Source organism: Corynebacterium sp. MSK039 (genome assembly GCF_030232315.1).
Taxonomy (GTDB): domain Bacteria; phylum Actinomycetota; class Actinomycetes; order Mycobacteriales; family Mycobacteriaceae; genus Corynebacterium.
Window position 1 is genome coordinate 1 of the sequence record NZ_JASPJL010000032.1, and the last position, 1,384, is coordinate 1,384.

Consider the following 1,384-nt stretch of genomic DNA (forward strand, 5'->3'; position numbering starts at 1 on the left):
TCGGGGTAAGCCACGGCTAGTTGGTTGATGGCTTGTTTCCACCCGGTGGCTTTCGCTCCTTCAATATAGCCGTTGCACTCAACGTCGCGCTTCGCTTTCTTGGCTCGCTGCGCAGCGCGCTTGTCTTCGATGTTGCAGATCATCAACCAAAGCGTCTTCAGCGCCGCGGTATCGTTCGGGAATTGCCCGCGGTTACGGGTAGCTTTCCGCAGTTCAGCATTCAGCGACTCGATCGAATTCGTGGTGTAGAGCACCCGGCGTGCCGCCGGCGGAAACTGTAAAAACGGCACGAACCGCTCCCAAGCGTCGCGCCAAACTTTGACCGACTGCGGGTATTTCCGGCCCAGTTCACTGGCCTCGAACGCATCCAAGGCGGCACGGGCGGTGTCCTCGTTTGTGGCCGTGTAGACCTCACGCAGCGCCCGGGAGACACCTTTGCGGTCCTGATACGACACCCACCGGTTCGCAGCCCGAATCAGGTGCACGATACAGGTCTGCACCATGGAATTCGGCCAGGTGGCTTCCACGGCTTCCGGCAAGCCTTTGAGCCCGTCGCAGCAGACAATGAACACGTCCTGGACACCGCGGTTGGCCAGATCCGCGCACACCGATGCCCAGAATGCGGCACCTTCATTTTCAGCGATCCACAATCCCAGGATGTGCTTGATGCCGTCCATGTCGACACCAACCGCCATATAGCAGGACTTGTTGACCACGCGGTGCCCGTCACGGATCTTGACGCGTAGCGCGTCGAGGAAGATCACCGGGTAAAACTCGTCGAGCTGACGGTTTTGCCAGATCATGACCTCGTCTAACACCGCATCGGTAATGGTGCTGATCGTATCCGGACTCATATCCACCCCGAGCGTGGTCACGAGGTGATGCTGGATATCGCGCACTGTCATCCCGCCGGCGTATAGCGAGACGATCATGTCGTCGAGTTCTGTGAGCCGGCGTGCACCCTTGGGCACCATCCGGGGAGTAAACGTGCCGGCACGATCCCTGGGCACGGTCACGTCCAACGCGCCGTAGCCAGAATTGACGGTCTTGGTGTACGACCCATTGCGGTGATTGTTGCCCTGTGCGGATTCGACTTGGGCTTTCGTCTTGCGGTCAGAATGGCTATAGCCCAAATGCGCATCCATCTCCGCCTGCAGACCAGCGTTGATCGATGCCTGCAGCAGGCCTTTGACCAGCTCGCTTGCATCATCAGCGGAAGCCGACAGCTCGCTGATCAAGCTGGCGAGCTCAGGATTTTCCATCAGCTTCTCGCTGATCTCATTGACCTTTGCCGGGTCATGGTTTTTCTTCGGTGACACCGTAGTCATTATCGATGAAACTCCTTCTAGATCAGAGCCTCACACACAAACTTCCTGACACCCTC

General features: G+C 58.2%; 1 protein-coding gene. It reads right to left on the bottom strand.

All coding sequences use genetic code 11. The features are described 5' to 3' along the window. A partial coding sequence (locus QP997_RS09685) for an IS256 family transposase (RefSeq protein ID WP_284846999.1) occupies positions 1-1,328 on the bottom strand: 1,328 nt, incomplete at its 3' end. Positions 1,329-1,384 lie beyond the last annotated feature (56 nt).